The 17,289-nt window shown below is 52.3% G+C and carries 15 protein-coding genes; 7 read left to right on the forward strand and 8 right to left on the reverse strand.

What is annotated here, in order from left to right; genetic code table 11:
* Positions 1–44: 44 nt before the first annotated feature.
* The 4 genes from EX31_RS18970 to glnQ all read left to right on the forward strand — a co-directional run bounded on the left by EX31_RS18970 (position 45) and on the right by glnQ (position 2,943).
* Positions 45–311 (forward strand): DksA/TraR family C4-type zinc finger protein, encoded by a 267-nt coding sequence (locus EX31_RS18970; protein WP_037036123.1) that lies wholly within the window; start codon positions 45–47, stop codon positions 309–311.
* Between the two features lie 401 nt (positions 312–712).
* Entirely contained in the window at positions 713–1,456 is a 744-nt protein-coding gene (glnH, locus tag EX31_RS18975) for a glutamine ABC transporter substrate-binding protein GlnH (protein ID WP_013574683.1), read from the forward strand.
* A 108-nt stretch (positions 1,457–1,564) separates the two neighbouring features.
* Positions 1,565–2,224, forward strand: coding sequence for a glutamine ABC transporter permease GlnP (glnP, locus tag EX31_RS18980; protein WP_013574682.1), 660 nt, complete (start codon positions 1,565–1,567; stop codon positions 2,222–2,224).
* On the forward strand, positions 2,221–2,943 hold the full coding sequence (gene glnQ, locus EX31_RS18985; protein ID WP_013574681.1) for a glutamine ABC transporter ATP-binding protein GlnQ: 723 nt from the start codon (positions 2,221–2,223) through the stop codon (positions 2,941–2,943). Before glnP ends, glnQ begins: the two co-directional genes overlap by 4 nt.
* A 228-nt stretch (positions 2,944–3,171) precedes the next feature.
* Here the strand turns inward: glnQ and EX31_RS18990 are convergent, their stop codons facing one another.
* Together EX31_RS18990 and rlmF are read right to left on the reverse strand one after the other, a co-directional pair.
* Positions 3,172–4,482: a methyl-accepting chemotaxis protein gene (locus tag EX31_RS18990; RefSeq protein ID WP_013574679.1), complete on the reverse strand. Its 1,311-nt coding sequence runs from the start codon at positions 4,480–4,482 to the stop codon at positions 3,172–3,174.
* Positions 4,483–4,824: 342 nt separating this feature from the next.
* Positions 4,825–5,793, reverse strand: a complete 969-nt coding sequence (gene rlmF / locus EX31_RS18995; protein ID WP_037036125.1) for a 23S rRNA (adenine(1618)-N(6))-methyltransferase RlmF — start codon at positions 5,791–5,793, stop codon at positions 4,825–4,827.
* A gap of 203 nt (positions 5,794–5,996) precedes the next feature.
* Between rlmF and EX31_RS19000 the strand changes: the two genes are divergently transcribed.
* Positions 5,997–6,626 carry a flavin reductase family protein gene (locus EX31_RS19000; RefSeq protein WP_037036127.1) on the forward strand — a complete coding sequence of 210 codons (630 nt, stop codon included), beginning with the start codon at positions 5,997–5,999 and terminating at the stop codon, positions 6,624–6,626.
* Between the two features lie 84 nt (positions 6,627–6,710).
* On the opposite strand, the gene EX31_RS19005 is transcribed toward EX31_RS19000, so the two are convergent.
* The 4 genes from EX31_RS19005 to dinG form a co-directional block, all read right to left on the reverse strand.
* Positions 6,711–8,573 (reverse strand): M3 family metallopeptidase, encoded by a 1,863-nt coding sequence (locus EX31_RS19005; protein ID WP_037036129.1) that lies wholly within the window; start codon positions 8,571–8,573, stop codon positions 6,711–6,713.
* A 112-nt stretch (positions 8,574–8,685) separates the two neighbouring features.
* Positions 8,686–9,027: a zinc ribbon domain-containing protein YjdM gene (locus EX31_RS19010; protein ID WP_013574675.1), complete on the reverse strand. Its 342-nt coding sequence runs from the start codon at positions 9,025–9,027 to the stop codon at positions 8,686–8,688.
* 301 nt (positions 9,028–9,328) lie between these two features.
* Positions 9,329–10,291: a DNA-binding protein YbiB gene (ybiB, locus tag EX31_RS19015; RefSeq protein WP_037036130.1), complete on the reverse strand. Its 963-nt coding sequence runs from the start codon at positions 10,289–10,291 to the stop codon at positions 9,329–9,331.
* 45 nt (positions 10,292–10,336) lie between these two features.
* Positions 10,337–12,511: an ATP-dependent DNA helicase DinG gene (gene dinG, locus EX31_RS19020; RefSeq protein WP_037036132.1), complete on the reverse strand. Its 2,175-nt coding sequence runs from the start codon at positions 12,509–12,511 to the stop codon at positions 10,337–10,339.
* 325 nt (positions 12,512–12,836) lie between these two features.
* Here dinG and ompC point away from each other — a divergent pair, with 325 nt between their 5' ends.
* Both ompC and EX31_RS19030 read left to right on the forward strand, forming a co-directional pair.
* Positions 12,837–13,946, forward strand: a complete 1,110-nt coding sequence (gene ompC, locus EX31_RS19025; protein ID WP_037036133.1) for a porin OmpC — start codon at positions 12,837–12,839, stop codon at positions 13,944–13,946.
* Positions 13,947–14,149: 203 nt separating this feature from the next.
* Entirely contained in the window at positions 14,150–14,956 is an 807-nt protein-coding gene (locus EX31_RS19030; RefSeq protein ID WP_037036135.1) for a 5'-nucleotidase, lipoprotein e(P4) family, read from the forward strand.
* A gap of 193 nt (positions 14,957–15,149) precedes the next feature.
* On the opposite strand, the gene EX31_RS19035 is transcribed toward EX31_RS19030, so the two are convergent.
* Entirely contained in the window at positions 15,150–15,989 is an 840-nt protein-coding gene (locus EX31_RS19035) for an ABC transporter ATP-binding protein (protein WP_037036137.1), read from the reverse strand.
* On the reverse strand, positions 15,989–17,071 hold the full coding sequence (locus tag EX31_RS19040; protein ID WP_013574669.1) for a FecCD family ABC transporter permease: 1,083 nt from the start codon (positions 17,069–17,071) through the stop codon (positions 15,989–15,991). The genes EX31_RS19035 and EX31_RS19040 overlap by 1 nt, the downstream gene beginning before the upstream one ends.
* Positions 17,072–17,289: the final 218 nt, after the last annotated feature.

Genomic DNA, 17,289 nt, shown 5'->3' on the forward strand with positions numbered 1-17,289 from the left:
ATAACACAAACCCTATCGGATAACTCTTAGGAAAAGAGGTCACTATGGCAAGCGGATGGGCGCAAGATGGCGCAGTGCAGGATCAGATTGATTCAACGGTCAATGATGCCGTTGATCGCGCACGTCAGTCTCTCGGGCATGGCGAAAGTGCGCATTATTGTAAAGAGTGTGGCGAACCCATTCCGGAGGCGTGCCGGAAAGCCCTTCAGGGCGTACAGTATTGCGTCACCTGTCAGGCCGCCCTGGATAAAAAGCAGCAAGATCACGCGGGCTACAATCGTCGTGGCAGTAAAGACAGCCAGTTGCGCTAGAACTTTACCTTATACCTTGACGCACCATTATGGTTCAACACAAGTCATTCCCCCCGTTATTAGCCCCGTTTTCATCTTTACATTTGCTTCAAAACTGAGCACAGGTTTTGCTCATGTACCAATAAAGTTAGAGCAAGTTATCATTTGAGCAGCGCGTTTGTTAATTAATGATTGTTTAAAATACATCATATGGTTAATGATGAAGCTGTGCACCATGAGAGAACATGGCGACGTGCAGCAATGCGCCAAACTGGTGCAATCTGATTTTTAATCACTGCCTGATCGGTTCAGCAAAGCGATAAGCCATTGAATTTTAATATACCTGTCATTTGGCATGAATATTGCATCAAAGCGCCGTAATATAAAGTCGTTCCCATAATATGTACAAAGGAAATTCACTGATGAAGTCACTCTTAAAAGTTTCCCTGGCCGCGTTAACTCTGGCCTTTGCCGTTAGCTCCCACGCAGCAGATAAAAAACTGATCGTAGCTACCGACACTGCGTTTGTACCGTTTGAATTCAAACAAGGCGATAAGTACGTCGGCTTCGACATTGACCTGTGGGACGCGGTCGCTAAAGAGATGAAAGTCTCCTATGAACTGAAACCAATGGACTTCGGCGGTATCATTCCTGCCCTGCAAACACACAACATCGATCTGGCGCTGGCGGGTATCACCATCACGCCAGAACGTAAAAAAGCCATCGACTTCTCTGACGGCTATTACAACAGCGGCCTGATGGTGATGGTTAAGAGCAACAACGACGCCATCAAAAGCGTTGCTGATCTGAAAGGTAAAACCGTTGCAGTGAAAAGCGGTACCAGCTCCGTTGATTACATGAAAGCCAACGTGCAGACCAAAGATCTGCGTCAGTTCCCGAACATCGACAGCGCTTACATGGAACTGGGCACGGGCCGTGCTGATGCGGTCATGCACGACACGCCAAACATTCTGTACTTCATCAAAACGGCCGGTAAAGGTCAGTTCAAAGCGGTCGGCGATTCACTGGCTGGCCAGCAATACGGTATCGCATTCCCGCAAGGCAGTGACCTGCGTGAGAAAGCCAACGCCGCGCTGAAAACCATCAAAGAGAATGGTACTTACGCAGCAATCTACAAAAAATGGTTTGATACCGAACCTAAATAAGTCCTTTTCATTTAAGTCGTTCCTTTTCAGAAAGAGCACTTGATAAGAAGCGCCTGTCAGATGCACATCTGCACAGGCGCAGTTTGTGGTTTTACCAGGAGATAATCCATGCAGTTTGACTGGAGCGTAATTTGGCCCGCTCTGCCTATCCTGCTCGAAGGCGCCAAAATGACATTGTGGATTTCGGTCCTCGGTCTGGTTGGCGGTCTGATTATTGGTGTGATTGCGGGTTTTGCCCGCGCGTTTGGTGGCTGGTTTAGCAGCAACGTCGCACTGGTCTTTATCGAGCTCATTCGCGGTACGCCTATCGTCGTACAGGTAATGTTCATTTATTTCGCCCTGCCGATGATGGTGCCCGATCTGCGGATCGACCCGTTCAGCGCGGCGGTGGTGACGATCATCATCAACTCCGGTGCTTATATTGCTGAAATTACGCGTGGCGCGGTGTTGTCGATTCACAACGGTTTCCGTGAAGCGGGTCTGGCGCTGGGCCTGTCGCGCCGTGCAACGCTGCGTTACATCATCATGCCGCTGGCATTGCGCCGCATGCTGCCACCGTTGGGTAACCAGTGGATTGTGAGTATCAAAGATACCTCGCTGTTTATCGTTATCGGTGTCGCCGAGCTGACCCGTCAGGGCCAGGAAATCATCGCCGGCAACTTCCGCGCCATGGAAATCTGGAGTGCGGTTGCTGTTATCTATCTGATCATCACGCTGGCTCTGAGCTTTGTTCTGCGCCGCTTAGAACGCAAACTGAAAATTATATGATTGAATTCAAGAACGTCTCAAAACACTTTGGTAAAACCCAGGTGCTCCACGACATCGATCTGAACATTTCTCAGGGTGAAGTCGTGGTTATCATCGGGCCATCCGGCTCCGGTAAATCCACACTGCTGCGCTGCATCAACAAGCTGGAAGAAATCACGTCCGGCGAGCTGATTGTTGATGGCCTGAAAGTGAACGACCCGAAAGTCGATGAACGTCTGATCCGCCAGGAAGCCGGTATGGTGTTCCAGCAGTTCTACCTGTTCCCGCACATGACAGCGCTGGAAAACGTGGCTTTCGGCCCGATCCGCGTTCGTGGTGCGTCGAAGGATGAAGCCAATAAACTGGCGAAAGAACTGCTGGCAAAAGTGGGCCTGTCTGAACGCGCCAACCACTATCCGTCAGAGCTTTCCGGTGGCCAGCAGCAGCGCGTGGCGATTGCCCGTGCACTGGCGGTTAAGCCAAAACTGATGCTGTTTGATGAGCCAACCTCGGCGCTGGATCCTGAACTGCGTCACGAAGTGCTGACCGTCATGAAGCAACTGGCAGAAGAAGGCATGACAATGGTTATCGTGACCCACGAAGTCGGCTTTGCCGAGAAAGTGGCTTCACGCTTAATCTTTATCGACAAAGGCCGTATTGCTGAAGACGGTAAACCGGCTGATCTGGTGAACAACCCGCCGAGCGAACGTCTGCGCGAGTTCCTGCAACACGTTTCCTGATGCAGAAAGCCGCTGCAAGGGCGGCTTTTAACTCTGACCGGAATTATTTCGGTTTCTCAAGTGCGGTGATCGCTTAACGCGCTGCGCCGAAACCGCCCAAAAGGGGAAAGCACTTCCCTCCTTTGGTCGGTTTCGGCGCGAGAGGCCGCGTGATAACCGTTATTGAGAAACCGAAATATTCTCGATCAAAGGGGTTGAAAGCCGCCCCGTTGCAGCGGCTTTCTGCAACTAATGCCTGGTCTGTTCCTTTTCCCTCGCCACGACCGAAAACTCCGCCATCATCCGCACCAGATCCTGCATACCGAGATTAACCTGATTGATCACATCACCGGCATTGCGGCTCAGCACCACGCCACCGCCTGCGCGGTTGACGCAATTCCCCATACCATCAATCGCGGCCATCACACCATCACGGATGCTTTGCGTAAGCTGGTCAATTTCGACGGCAGCCTTGCGGGACTGATCGGCCAGTGAGCGAACCTCACCCGCCACCACGGCAAATCCCCTGCCCTGCTCGCCCGCATGCGCGGCTTCGATAGTGGCGTTGATGGCTAACAGGTTGGTTTGAGACGAAATACGGCGGATGGTATCAACCATTTCGCCAATACGTTCAGATGTCTGACCGAGCTGCCCGATGATGTCGGAAGTCCGCCGCGCCAGCGCTTCGACTTCCTGCATATCTTCCACTGCCTGCCGGACGATGGTCACGCCCTCTGCCGCGGTTTTGTCAGTAGTCAGCGACAGTTCATGCACGTGCGTCATCATGCTTTCCTGCTGACGCTGCTGATCCATCTGATCCGTAATGTCATGCGCGATTTTGACGATTTTTATCACTTTGCCGTCATCATCGATCACCGGGTTATAGCTCGCCTCCAGCCAGACAGACTGACTGTGGCCAGTGATGCGCTCAAAACGGCCAAGGATAAATTCACCGTTTCTCAGACGCTGCCAGTGATTGCGGTACTCGTGGGAATCACAGTATTGCGGGACACAAAACATCGTGTGGGAATGGCCCTTAATTTGCTGCAAAGAATAACCCATGACTTTCAGGAAGTTATTGTTCGCAGAAATCACATGACCTTCAGGTGTAAAGGTAATCAGTGCCATTGAACGGTCAAGTGCTTGTAAAATTCCCTGATGCTCGTGGGATTCATTAATTCTTTCAGATACATCACTGGCAATTTTAATTATCTCGGTCACTTTGCCTTGTTTATTTTTCACCGGAACATAATTTGCCTCAAGCCAGATTATATTCCCGTTTTTGTGTACACGTTTAATATTTCCGCTGACCGACTTTCCCTGCCGCAAACCTTCCCAGTGAAGACGATACGCATCGCTGGCAACAAACTCCGGGGTGCAGAAAATCCGGTGAGGCTGACCAATCACCTCGTTTCTGCTGTACCCCATGCTGCTGAGAAACAGGTCGTTAACCTCAAGCACCACGCCTTCCGGCGTGAAAGCGATCATCGGAACCGCCTGCTGGATCGCAGCGAATTTATCACGCCATATCGTACTAAACTGATGAGAAAATAATTGCATAGGACAGACACCCTGTGGCTGATAACGTGAATTAATGTGTAATCACAGTTAATTTATAAAAATACACGTGCTAATTCCCACAGATGATGAGTAAAGTTACTCATCATCATGCGAAAGATTAGTCTGACCCCTGGGTGGGTTTAGGCAGGTGCGTGAAAATTTAAATAGCGCAGTGAAAAATAAGCTCACCAGCAAAATCATTACTCTGATAATTAACAAACTTTATTATAGTCAATTAAGCTTAATTTAATTCACCAAAAAAGAAAGGGGCTGGCAGGAGTATTTTTTCCAGCATATTCACCGTCAGATAAACACGCTGGAATACAGGAATTCACAACGTGATCAGACTGACCAGCGTTTGATTGCCCAACTTTTTTGCTGCGAAGGCGTCAGGAAGGTCCAGGCGACAAAACGGCTGATCTTGTTGCCATGCACCATTTCGACAGTGCGGACATCCGTCGCTTCCTCTTCACGAAGTGCGTCATACAGTAACGGCAGCGTTGTTTTTTTGGAAACCAGCACGGTGTACCAGAAACAGTTCTGCGCTTTACCGGCGCTCTCTTCTGCCATGCGGACCACAAAGGCCTCTTCGCCACCTTCACACCACAATTCGTTGTGCTGACCACCGAAGTTAAGCTCTGCGGTGCCCGCACGTCTGTCCAGACCCAGGTTCTGACGTTTACGCTGGCTGCCGGATGCCGCATCTGCCGCTGAAGCGTGGAACGGCGGATTACACAGCACCGCGTCGTATCGCTCATCATGGCGGATAATGGTGTCGAGAATACGCTGCGGTTTCGCCTGTAAACGGAAACGCACCTGATTGGTCAGTTGCGGATTGGTCGCGACGATTTTTTTAGCCGCCGCCATTGATACCGGATCAATCTCACTGGCGGTGAAGCGCCAGCCGTATTCGCGTAAACCAATAATCGGGTAAATACAGTTCGCGCCCACACCGATATCCAGCACGGAAATGTCTTTGCCTTGCGGGATATTGCCGTTGTTGCTGCCCGCCAGAAGATCTGCCAGATGGTGAATATAATCTGCACGCCCGGGAATTGGCGGGCACAGGTAATCGGCAGGAATATCCCAGTTTTCAATCTGATAGCAATCGCGCAGCAAAGCACGGTTCAGGGCTTTTACCGCCTGAGCGTTGGCGAAATCAACCGACAAATCGCCCCATTTATTTTCGACGACGAACGGTGCAAGTTCCGGGCTGCTGGCAATCAGGGCCGGGAAATCATAGCGGCTGCGATGACGATTTCGCGGGTGAAGACCGCTTTTTTCCTGAGGGAAGACTTTCTTTTTTTCCACCTGAGTGACTCTCCGAAAGGTGTGCGCGACGCATGAAATATGCGATGGGGCGTTGGATATTTATGAATGGCGCACAAGATACCACAAAGCGCCGCCTGCCGGATGCATGCTGACTCGGGCGGGCACATAAAAACGGTCAACGTCTGATTAATTCGGGTAATGTACAAATCATAGTCTTTATGAATTATTTGCTGAGGAAAATCATGAACACTGATGAACGTTACTACTACGAGCCCGCTAAAGGCCACGGCCTGCCCCATGATCCGTTAAACGCCATTGTCGGCCCGCGTCCGATTGGCTGGATTTCATCACGCAATGCCGCCGGACAACGCAACCTGGCGCCGTACAGCTTCTTCAACTGTTTCAATTACCGTCCGCCGATCATCGGTTTTGCCAGCAGTGGCTGGAAAGACAGCGTGGCGAATATTGTCGAAACCGGCGAATTCGTCTGGAATCTCACCACCCGACCGCTGGCGGTGAAAATGAATGAAAGTTCGGCCTCGCTGGAACACGGGGCGGATGAGTTTGATTTCGCCGGTCTGACGCCGCAACCGGGAACACTGGTTGCCGCGGATCGCGTACTGGAAAGTCCGGTGAACTTTGAATGCAAACTCACGCAGTGTATTCAGCTGAAAACCGCTGCGGGAGGCGACATCGATACCTGGCTGGTGCTGGGCGAAGTGATTGCCGTGCATATCGCGCCACATCTGCTGATTGACGGCATTTATCAGACTGCGCTTGCCGAACCGGCATTACGCGCCGGTGGCCCTTCTGCCTATTACGGTATTTCAGAAGATTTACGCTTTGACCTGATACGCCCCGACGCCCGTTGACCTGAGGCGTAAGACAAAAAAAAGCCACCGCACGTTGACCCTGCCGGTGGCTTTTTTACGCATGATATTTATTTTTTGCTGTAACTATTTTCTACCGTAGTTCTGTTCAACGAAATCCGCAAAATCCTGACACATCGCGTCATCACCGTCGGCACTGTCAGCCAGAATCAACGCACCATCCACCACGCGGATATGCACATTCAGATCGAAATCCGCTTCAGGTTGCTCACGTTTTGATGCCTTTTCAATGGTCTGCTGCGCTTCCTGCCACGCCGCATCCACGGTCTGATTACAGGCCTGCGCCAGATAATCCGGATTGAACCCCTCGCCGGTCAGGCTGCGCAAGGTATCGTCGTGACTGACGCTGTTACCCGGCGTCCAGTAATGCTTCGCCAGATCCGGGCCGATGGCCGGATTGTCGGTCAGATAACCATCGCGTTTCAGGAAGAAAGCGCGGGTTTGTTCCACGGCCATCATCGCCAGCAGATAGCCCTGATACGAACAGGCGGATTCCATGGAAAGCAGATGCGGGATAGCGAGCGTCGGACGCGGACTGCCGGTGACGCCCAGAATATGGGTTTCGACATCACGCGCCAGCGCGGTCATCGCTTCCGGCGTGCGTTTCTCATCCGGCCACTGATAAAGCTGCCACTCGAAATACGGCACCAGCAGAATGTGACGTTCATTGAAGGAACGCATCGGCTGACGGGCTTCAATACTGGCGTGGATCAGTTCATCCGGCACCGGTTCACCTGCGGTATTTTTCGCATAACGTTTCAGCCAGTCAGCATCTTCCAGCAGGCTGTCGCAAAACATGGATTGCGTTTCCGCATAGGCCATGGACGTCGGCGGGAATTCCTGCGAGAAGCATGGCGCATTCTGGCAGATATTGGCGAAGTGCGCCGCATGGCCGCCTTCATGGAACAGCGTATTCAGACCATTCGCGCCACTGCCAATCTGATCAGGTTTCGCCAGGCTGGTGAAGTTAATCACTGCTGGCACCCATTTGCCGTTGTCATAGAACGGCGGCACCGGCCCGTGCATAAAACCATTTTCAAACTTGCCTTCGCGTACCAGCAAATCCAGCTGCATTTCTGCGCCGTTAAAGCCGATATTCAGGCGCTTGAAGCTGTCTATCCAGCGACGCAGGGAATCAGCGAACGGAAAATAAGGATCGAGCTGGCGGGTGACGTCACCGGCGCTGGCGAAGCGGATATTCCATGGCAATAGTGCGGCGTCGCCTTCACGCGCGACCAGTTCATTGAGGCTGCGGGTGTTGCTTTCGCGGGTTTGCTCTTCGAAACGATCGAGGATGGCGAATAACTGTTCCGGCGACATGCGCTCGGTTTTATTCACTTTATAATCGAAGTAGTTGCGGTAACCGAGCTGACGCGCAAAACGGTTACGCAAGCCGATCAGCTCAGGCAATCCGTTATGCAGCAGCCAGTCCTCCAGTTCGCGCAATGCATTTTGCGAACTCCGGCGGTAGACTTCATTTTCGTTATTCGCCTGATTGGTCAGTAGCTCGCCAAGGGAGGCATTAACGCGCTCGCCTTTGCTGTTGATGTGCGTCATGCGGTACTGCTTACGTTTGCCGAACAGCGCCGATTCTGCCTGAATAATTTCATCCAGCAGCGCCTGTGCTTTAGGGTCTTCAATCACGTTGCAGTCAAAGAAATTCAACCAGCCACGCAGACCATGCAGTAAGGCATCACGCGCCTCGCTGGCGGATTCTTTTTCGACGCGGGCAATCGCATCACGTAATTCCTGCGGGCGGGAGGGTTGGGCGATAAAACGTTTGTACGCCGTTTCAGCAGCGGAGAAAGCCGCAGAAACAGTGTCATCACCGGTGCCCATATAGTGTTGCCAGAACAAATTTTCTTTGTCCTGATGAACTTTGAGGTAATCGCGATTGAGGGCGTTAAAGTAGTCCTGAGCCTGTTTCATGCATTCTTCTCTGCTGAAAGTTAACGAGATTATGCATTGAGTGTATGTTCGCAAAGCGGTTATGTCGATATGGCAAAACCGCTTTTGAACGTCAGGCAGGAGGGTGCGGAGATCAGTTTTTCTTAACAAACTCAGATTTGAGTTTCATCTGGCCGAAACCATCAATTTTGCAATCGATATTGTGATCGCCTTCGACTAAACGAATGCCTTTCACTTTGGTGCCGATTTTCAGCATCGAAGAACTGCCTTTCACTTTCAGGTCTTTGATCACGGTGACAGAATCGCCATCCGCCAGCAGATTGCCGTTGGCATCCACCACTTTCAGTACATCATCATCTGCCGCAGCATCACTGTTCATCGACCAGACATGACCGCATTCAGGGCAGTTAAGCATTTCGCCGTCCTGCCAGGTGAATTCGGATTGACACGTCGGGCAAGCTGGTAAAGTTTCCATATTTAAATCCCCATAAAATTTTATAAAAAAACGAATAAAATCATGAAATAAATTTCGTAGTTTCTCTATTTTAGCGGTTAACCACACTTTTGAACAGGGTAACGGAGTTTTTGGGGAGCTGAGCCGGACTTAAACGCAGGATTTATAGAGGAATACAGGCAGTTTTTTAACTCCTCCTCCTGCGAAGAGGGAGGCCGGGAGAGGGTATTAAAGGTGAAACCCATGCTTATGCACACGTAAACGCCTGATTTTGACCTTAATACCCCACCCCTTCGCAGGTGAGGGAGCGGATCGAGTTCGGTTAAAAAATCTGATCCACAATCATTCTGGCCTCAACCATATCGGCACAAACCTCTGCGGCCACCAGACAACACGCCAGTTGCGTGATGATCGCCTGCGGGATCGCGCGCTCGCCATTCAGACACTGATTGATGTATTCGACGGTGGTCGCTACGTCTTTCGAGGCCGGCACGTCCGCACCGAAAATCTCTTCTTTTTCGGCCAGTACGCGCTGTCCGCCACCGGCGATAAAGTGCGTCTGCGGAAAACGTGAAGGGTTCGCGTACACTTCCCCTTCGGTGCCTTGCGTCAGGAGCGCACGGCCATCAATCTGGCAGAAGAACGAGGAAACACGCTGCACGTATTCAGGGTGCGAAACACTCGATAAACGCAGGGAATCCTGACCGGCAAACGGCGTGATAAGTTTCGCCAGAGTATGGCTGCTGTTCCGCACCCCCATTTGCCAGCGCAACGCGAGCTGTTTTTCGACTGGCGGGCAAAGTACGGAGATCGGCACAAATACCGGTGCGTCAGCCGCATCTGAAAGCTGTTGTGCGTCCTGCTGGCTTTGTGCTGCGCGGATGCCGAGCGCGCGAAAAATCTCAGCACTGGTGATGCGGGTCGGATCTTCATCCACACCATGCACCAGCACCGGCAAGCCGAGACGGCTGAGCAGGATAGCCAGCAGCGGCGTCAGATTCGCCTGTTTACGTGCACCGTTATAGGTTGGGATCACGACCGGCAGCGGACGATCAGCCGGTGGCTGAAGGCGCATCACGCACTCGTCCATCGCCTGATAAAAACCGAGCATTTCTTCTTCCGCTTCGCCTTTGATACGAAACGCAATCAGCAGCGCACCGAGTTGCAGATCCGGCACCTCGCCCGCCAGCATGTGGCGATACAACGCATGCGACTGCTCACGGTTCAAATCGCGGGCGTGATTTTTGCCCCGTCCCACTTCTTTGATGAGTTTGGTGTAATCCATCGTAGCCTTACCTTGTCTGTGCAATCATGTGTCAGTGGAAAGAAGTTATCGTCTGCGCGCACGGAGACGAACCGGGTCTTTCTTCGCGGTCTTGAGAATATCGGGACGCTTCACTGAACCGGGCGCTGGCATTTCGCGCTGTTCAATCGGGAATACCGGCAATGCCGCCAGCAGGCGTGCACCGTAACTTTTTGTCAGCAGGCGCTTATCGTAAATCACGATTTCGCCCGTACATTCATGGCTGCGGATCAGTCGCCCGACCTGCTGGATCAGATTGAATGACGCGCTGGGCAAACTCTGCACTTCAAACGGATAGCGTTTCAGCGTTTTCAGCCATTCACCTTCCGTCAGAATAACCGGACTGTCGATAGGGGGGAAAGCGATCTTATGGATATGTACCTGCGTCAGCAGTTCCCCTTTCAGGTCCAGCCCTTCGGCGAACGATTGCAGGCCAATCAACACGCTGGTGGTGCCCGCAGCGACGCGTTTACGGTGCTCCTCGACCAGCCGGTAGCGCGGCTGATCGCCCTGCACCAGCAACATCAGGCGTAAATCCGGTAACAGCGCCACAAACTGCTGTAACGCACGGTTGCTGGCAAACAATACCAGCTGGCCGGTATGCCCCCCTTTCGCCAGTTCAGCGCGGAAGAAATCTGCCATTTCCTGAATATGCGCGGCCTCATTGGCCATCACCGGTTCGAGGGTCATTTGCGGAATGACCAGCTTGCCCTGCTCGACGTGATTAAACGGCGAATCCAGGCTGACAAACCGGTCACCGGCTTTTTCCGTCAGCCCGCTCATTTCCTGAAGCCGGGAAAAACTGTTCAGCGAGCGCAATGTCGCGGAAGTGATCACCACATGCGGCACTTTGCGCCACAGCATTTTTTCCAGCTGTTCGCTGACGCGGATCCCCGCGCAATGAAACACCAGATGTGTCTGGTTATCGAAATACGAACGCGTCACCCATTTGCCAATTGGCGCATTCGAGGCCTTGTCCAGCGCCGCCAGCCGCCACAGTTTGCTCATGGTTTCGAGATACCCCTGCATGCGGCTCATATGCAGAATCGCGCGGTGTAAACGCATAATATCGTGCTTGCCGGTTTTCTCGCTGAGGTCATTCACCATGTATTCTGCCAGGCTGCGCAGGCCATCGGTGAGTTTAAACAGGCGGCTGCACTGTTCGGTCAGTTCAGGGGGTAAGACGCCCAGTTCGAAACGATATTCGGCTTCCGGTTCTGCAGGCGGCAGATGCTGGCTGACCGCTTGCTCGATCAGCAGCAGCAGTTCGCGCATTTCGGCACAGTGGTTATGCAGGCGTTCAGCATGGGTCAGCGGCGGCGGATTTTTCGGGGTGAACAGCGCCAGACATTGCTCAATCTGCCGCACAAAGTTGTCCAGTTGCAGGTTATTCCACACCGCAGTGATTTCGGCCTCAACTTCCAGCGCATCACGCGCCACTTCCGGCAAATGATGGCCTTCATCAAGCACCAGCAGCAGATCTTTCGCCGGCGGCAGCACCGATTCCGATTCCAGCGCAGCCATCACCAGCGCGTGGTTAGTCACCACCACATCGGCACTTTCAATCTCTTTGCGCGCCACAAAATACGGACATTCACGGAAATAGTGGCAGTTACGGCTGAGGCAGTTGGCTTTGTCGGTGCTGATTTTTATCCACAGCGGATCGTCGATGGTTTTCTGGTAATGATCGCGCAATCCGTCCCACTCGTAGCGGGACAGCGCGGTTTCCAGCGTTTTACAGAGTTTCTGTTCTTCGCCGCTGGAAGGCGCCAGTTCATCGCCGAGGAATAACCCGAGGTCACCCTGCGCATTCTCGTTACTCATCGCCGCCAGATTACGCGGGCAGACATAACGGCCACGCCCGAATGCGCCGGTGAATTTCAGATCCGGAATAATTTTTTTTAGCAGCGGGAGATCTTTACTGAAAATCTGATCCTGCAACGCCACGTTGGCGGTGCTGACAATCAGCGGTTTTTCTTCCTCGCGGCTGACGGCAATGCCGGGGATCAGATAGGACAGCGTTTTCCCGACGCCGGTTGGCGCCTCAATGGCCAGATGCCGTGCAGAATCCCCCGAGAACGCTTTCGCCACCTCTGCAATCATCTGACGTTGCGGAGCGCGGGAAATGAAGTCCGGGATTTGCTGTTGCAGGGCTTTGTACCACTGGCTTATCTGATTTTTTACTGCGGGGGAAAGCGCCATGCATCTCTTTTTTGTTGGAAGTGAGACAGGAATGTCGGGGGCTATTGTCACACAGACCCGCTTCCGGCGCAGCCCGAAATCTCAATTCCTCCTCCTTACGGGTGAACGAAAATTGTGCAGAAAAAACGGAGGATGTGTAAAAAAAGAAAAAGTTCATTTCTGACTGTCATAAATTGATCACAAAAATACGGTAAAAAACTCTCGCTGAGAAAAATCCGAGTCCACACGGAATGCACAGCAAAAAATGGTGATTAGCGTCTTTCCATAAGACTTCATATAAAGCTTTCCCAAAAAGCTTTTAATAGAAAATGCAGGGTAAAAATTCATGAAACGTAATATTCTGGCACTTTTAATTCCTGGTTTATTGATTGCATCAGGCGCACACGCAGCGGAAGTTTATAATAAAGACGGCAATAAACTGGACCTGTACGGTAAAGTGAAAGGTCTGCATTACTTCTCTGACGCTGCCAGCAATGACGGCGACCAGAGTTATATTCGTTTCGGTTTTAAAGGCCAGACACAAATTAATGACCTGATCACCGGCTACGGCCAGTGGGAATACAACGTCATGGCTAACCATGCTGAATCTGACAGCAAAACGCCAAGCACCACCGGCACCAAAACCCGTCTGGCCTTCGCTGGCCTGAAATTCGGTCAATACGGTTCCGTCGACTATGGCCGTAACTACGGTGCGCTGTACGACGTTGAAGCCTGGACCGATATGTTCCCTGAATTCGGCGGCGACGGTTATACCAAGGCTGACCGCTTCATGACTGGCCGTACCAACGGCGTAGCCACCTACCGTAACCGTGGCTTCTTCGGCCTGGTTGACGGTCTGAACGTTGCCGTTCAGTACCAGGGCAAAAATGAAAACGACGGTCGCAGCAGCAGCACAGCTAACGGCGACGGTTATGCCCTTTCCACCACTTACGCACTGGGTGACAGCGGCGTGAGCCTGGGTGGTGCCTATGCTTCTTCTGACCGCACAACTGCTCAGAGTAATTCCACTTACGGCAAAGGTGATAAAGCAGACGCATGGACTGGCGGCATGAAATATGACGCAAATGGCGTTTATTTAGCCGCAATGTATGCTGAAACCCGTAATATGGTGGCAATCACCGTCCCTGGCGGAATTGCAGGCGCACCGGCTGGCAGCGGTTTTGCGAATAAAACACAAACCTTCGAAGCTGTTGCACAATATCAGTTTGAAAATGGCCTGCGCCCTTCACTGGGTTATGTCCAGACTAAAGCGAAAGATATTGAAAATATCGGTGATGCCGACCTGGTTAAATATGTTGACGTAGCCGCGACCTATTATTTCAACAAAAATATGTCTGCGTATGTTGATTATAAAATCAACCAACTGTCTGACGACAATAAACTGGCTCTGAACAACGACGATATCACTGCCGTTGGCCTGGTTTATCAGTTCTAAATTTAAGCGTTTTACCCCCTCATTGTTATTTCTCTGTCTTTGATTTTTTTGGCCGGACTCACCCTCCGGCCTTTTTCATTTCTGTCATTTTCCGGCACATCTCGCGTAACTCATCATTTATTCTTTCACACCCCGCTGAATCTGCTAAAGTTTTAACGATTTTCATGAATGCGAATCCTTCGTAACAAGCATAGGGACAACCAATGAATAAAATTTCGCTTTGCACCACCAGTGCTTTAATCATGCTGGCCCTCAGTGGCTGTGCGCAGCAAAAAACCGATGCCCAGCAGAAGCTGAACGATCAGTCCGTCATGGCACTGAACTGGTTCCAGCAATCCGGTGAATATCAGGCGCTGGCTTATCAGGCATTTAACACGGCCAAAATGGCTTTCGATCAGGCGCAGCCTCTGGCCGGCCAGAAGAAAGCCGTTATCGTTGACCTCGATGAAACCATGCTCGATAACAGTGCATACAGTGCGTGGCAGGTCAAAGCGAACAAGCCATTCGACAGCAAGACCTGGTCTCAGTGGACAGCAGCCCGCCAGGCAACGGCCGTTCCCGGTGCGGTTGAATTCGCTAATTATGTCAACACTCACGGCGGCACGATGTTCTACGTGTCCAATCGCAAAACCAGCGAATACGCCGCGACACTGGACAATATGAACCGTCTGGGCTTTACCGGCGCCAATGAAAAAACCATGCTGCTGAGTTCTGATACCTCCAACAAGCAGGCACGTTTTGATTCCATCAAAGCCGCGGGTTATCACGTGGTGATTTACATCGGCGACAACCTGAATGACTTTGGTTCTGCCACCTACCATCAGGGCAACGAGCAGCGTCGGGCGTTTGTGAATCAGAACCATCAGCACTTCGGTACACAATATATCGTGCTGCCAAATCCGCTGTACGGTGACTGGGAAAGTGGTCTGGCGAAGGATTACAACAAGCTGACGCCTGAGCAGAAACTGTCAGCGCGGGAGCAGAATTTGAAGGCTTGGAGCGGGAAATAAGCCCGTTGCGGTTTGCTCCTCCCCCTGCGAAGGGGGAGGTTGGGAGGGGGTTTTAGACTGTAAATCAATTGCCTGAACGGAAACTTCACCCAACGTTTTTGCTTTAATACCCCACCCCAGCCCTCCCCTTCGCAGGGGAGGGAGCGGAACGGTGAAAACCTGAGTAATGTCTGCCTTTTGTCAGGACATCGCGTTAAATCTCCGGATTCCCCACTAACCCATCGATCAATATCTGCGGTGTCCCCTGCGAGCAGCGCTCAATTCTGCCGCGTACGCCGTAGACCCGCGCCAGACTGTCGGCAGTGATCACGTCTTCCGGCTCGCCATCGGCAATCAGATTACCGTCTTTAAGCATCAGCACGCGGTCGCCATGACGCAGGGCGATATTGATGTCATGCACCACAACCACTGTCACGATATTGCGTTTCTGCGTTTCCTTGCGCACCAGATCCATGACATGGAACTGGTAGTTGAGATCGAGTGCACTGAGCGGTTCGTCCAGCAGGAGTAATGACGGCTGACGGATCAGCGATTGCGCCAGGCCAACCAGTTGCTTCTGACCACCGGAAAGCTGATCGAGATAACTCAGCGCCAGATGTTCGATACCCAACTGACGCAAAAGCGCCATCACTGTGTCGGTACCTTCCGCATTCTTGCCTTTACCGCCGCCGGACGCGCGCTGCGCCACGATAATGGATTCCAGCACATGCAGATGTACGCCCGCAGGCAGAGTTTGCGGCAGATACACCACCTGCTCTGCACGTCGTGCAAACGGCATCGGCATTAAATCGTGTCCGTCGAGCATCAGTTGCCCTTCCGCACGGTTAAGCCCGGCGAGAGAACGCAGCAGCGTCGACTTGCCGCTGCCATTTGGCCCGAGCAGAACGGTAATTTTCCCGCGTGGCAATATCGGTACATTCAGATTGCGGATCACGCGGCGCTTCGGATATCCGGCGTTGAAATCGCGGATTTGCAGGCCCTGCGTAGCAGCATTCAGTAAATCTTCAGGACGCGTTTCTAACATCGCAGACATCAGATGTTCCCCCGGTGGCGCAGAATAATACTCAGGAAGAACGGCACGCCAACCAGAGACGTCACGATACCGACAGGAATAATGACGCCCGGCACCAGATTTTTAGAGGCTACCGACGCCATCGACAACACCAGCGCGCCAATCAGCGCACTGGCGGGCAGATAAAAACGGTGATCTTCACCAAACATCAGGCGGGCGATATGCGGCGCCACCAGCCCGATAAAACCGATCGGCCCGACGAAAGCCACCGCCAGTGCGGAAAGAATACTGATGCGCAGTAACGTACCGAGGCGCAGGCGACGCACGTCGATACCAAAACTGACAGCACGATCTTCACCCAGACGCAGCGCGGTGAGTTTCCACGCGCTCATCATCGACCACGGCAATAAAATCAGGAATGCCAGCACCATCACGCCGAGTTTCACCCACGACGCCCTCGCCAGGCTGCCCATCGTCCAGAAAACCAGCCCCTGTAAGGTGTCTTCGGTGGCGATAAACTGCATCAGCGAAACCAGTGCGTTGAAGGTAAAGACCAGTGCGATACCAAACAGCACCACACCGGAGCTGGCAACGCGCGTCCAGCGGGTGATACCGTCGAGCATCAGTGCGGCAAATAAGGCAAAAATGAAGGCGTTGGCGGAGATAAACCATTGATCCGGCACGCCCGGAATACCAATGCCAAGCACAATCGCCAGCGCCGCACCAAACGCCGCAGCAGAAGACACGCCCAGCGTAAACGGACTGGCCAGCGGGTTATTGAGGATGGTCTGCATTTCAGCACCGGCAAGGCCCAGTGACATACCAACCGCCACCGCCATCAGCGCGTAAGGCAGACGAATATCCCAGACAATCACCCGCGTGCCCGGATCCGCCGCTGCGGCGTCAAACAGCGTTTTCCACAATGTGCCGAGCGATAACCCCGAAGGCCCCATAATGAAATCAATCACCAGTGAAACGACAATCGCCAGTACCAGGATCAGCATAACTAACAGACGGCGGCGCACGATATTCTGGTATCGCCCCATAACGCTGTCTTCGGCGTTGACGTTCACCCTCAGGGTGGGTTCGGTAGTTGCACTCATTTTCGCTTCAATCTCATTAAGTTAAAACTTACGGCGGGAGAACATGTTCTGGGGTTCCCGTAGGAAGGAAATAAATGATAATAATTATCAATGTGTTTTGCAAAACCTATCAGACATTCAAAGTAAACAAGGGCGTAACAAAGCATGACGTAAGGGGTCTCCTGGCGTGAATCGCAGGCATGAAAAAGCGGAGCCTGAGCTCCGCTTTTCAATGCCAT

It is taken from the genome of Rahnella sp. WP5 (genome assembly GCF_000745615.1).
Taxonomy (GTDB): Bacteria; Pseudomonadota; Gammaproteobacteria; order Enterobacterales; family Enterobacteriaceae; genus Rahnella; species Rahnella aceris.

Coding starts and splice junctions, on each gene's coding strand:
- EX31_RS19005 (WP_037036129.1), bottom strand. CDS start 8,573: ATGAAACAGGCTCAGGACTACTTTAACGCCCTCAATCGCGATTACCTC.
- EX31_RS19035 (WP_037036137.1), bottom strand. CDS start 15,989: ATGTCTGCGATGTTAGAAACGCGTCCTGAAGATTTACTGAATGCTGCT.
- EX31_RS19040 (WP_013574669.1), bottom strand. CDS start 17,071: ATGAGTGCAACTACCGAACCCACCCTGAGGGTGAACGTCAACGCCGAA.
- EX31_RS19030 (WP_037036135.1), top strand. CDS start 14,150: ATGAATAAAATTTCGCTTTGCACCACCAGTGCTTTAATCATGCTGGCC.
- ybiB (WP_037036130.1), bottom strand. CDS start 10,291: ATGGATTACACCAAACTCATCAAAGAAGTGGGACGGGGCAAAAATCAC.
- ompC (WP_037036133.1), top strand. CDS start 12,837: ATGAAACGTAATATTCTGGCACTTTTAATTCCTGGTTTATTGATTGCA.
- EX31_RS19010 (WP_013574675.1), bottom strand. CDS start 9,027: ATGGAAACTTTACCAGCTTGCCCGACGTGTCAATCCGAATTCACCTGG.
- EX31_RS18970 (WP_037036123.1), top strand. CDS start 45: ATGGCAAGCGGATGGGCGCAAGATGGCGCAGTGCAGGATCAGATTGAT.
- EX31_RS19000 (WP_037036127.1), top strand. CDS start 5,997: ATGAACACTGATGAACGTTACTACTACGAGCCCGCTAAAGGCCACGGC.
- dinG (WP_037036132.1), bottom strand. CDS start 12,511: ATGGCGCTTTCCCCCGCAGTAAAAAATCAGATAAGCCAGTGGTACAAA.
- EX31_RS18990 (WP_013574679.1), bottom strand. CDS start 4,482: ATGCAATTATTTTCTCATCAGTTTAGTACGATATGGCGTGATAAATTC.
- glnP (WP_013574682.1), top strand. CDS start 1,565: ATGCAGTTTGACTGGAGCGTAATTTGGCCCGCTCTGCCTATCCTGCTC.
- glnH (WP_013574683.1), top strand. CDS start 713: ATGAAGTCACTCTTAAAAGTTTCCCTGGCCGCGTTAACTCTGGCCTTT.
- glnQ (WP_013574681.1), top strand. CDS start 2,221: ATGATTGAATTCAAGAACGTCTCAAAACACTTTGGTAAAACCCAGGTG.